This is a genomic window from Pseudoxanthomonas kaohsiungensis, assembly GCF_010211765.1.
Classification (GTDB): Bacteria; Pseudomonadota; Gammaproteobacteria; order Xanthomonadales; family Xanthomonadaceae; genus Pseudoxanthomonas; species Pseudoxanthomonas kaohsiungensis.
The window spans coordinates 1-626 of the sequence record NZ_PDWO01000052.1 but is presented as its reverse complement, the minus strand read 5'-3'; the positions used below and the strand labels follow the sequence as shown (position 1 = coordinate 626).

Below are 626 nucleotides of genomic sequence, written 5' to 3'. Positions count from 1 at the left end.
CGCGTACAGCATAGTATGCTCGACATCGGAGGTGTTACATCTTGTCATGAGGGGCATTAGTCGTGTGCGTAGCAATGTTCAGCTTACACCGTTACCTCCTTGTGCGTCAGCTGCTAGCTCCGCTGCAGACGAGGGTGCTGTTTCTTTATCTGCTGCCGGCACGCTCGTGCTCGTTTTTTTTTTTTGGCGGACGGGCGCGTCGGGCCGACCTGAGGGTTCTTATGACGTTCGCGCCTGACCAAAGGCCATCAACTTCGTTCTAAAGCGACCGGTCGACCCTTACAGTAGGTTCTGAAGAGGTAAGGCGCATCGAGCGCCTGACCCGACCCTATAAGGAGACGACGATGTTCGGTCCTGACCCGCAGGCCCTGTCCCGAGGCCCCGAGCTGCTGGGAGCCTTGGCGTCCGCTGTCTCGGACGAACCCGCCAGCCTGGTCCGTGCGCGCGCCGAGGCGACGCAGCGCGGCCTGGCGTACGCCGGCGGCGTGTTGCCTGCCGAGGCCTGGGCGCTGTTCTCTTCGGGTCAGGCGCAGCTGGTGGACGTGCGTACCGCCGAAGAGCGCAAGTTCGTCGGTCAGGTTCCGGAAACCCTGCATGTGCCGTGGGCGCAGGGAACGGCGCTGACG

At 62.8% G+C, this 626-nt stretch carries 1 protein-coding gene; it reads left to right on the top strand.

Annotated features, from left to right (window positions below):
* Positions 1 to 344: 344 nt before the first annotated feature.
* Positions 345 to 626, top strand: a 282-nt coding sequence (locus CSC66_RS17245; RefSeq protein WP_202935694.1) for a rhodanese-like domain-containing protein, incomplete at its 3' end; no start/stop codon positions are given.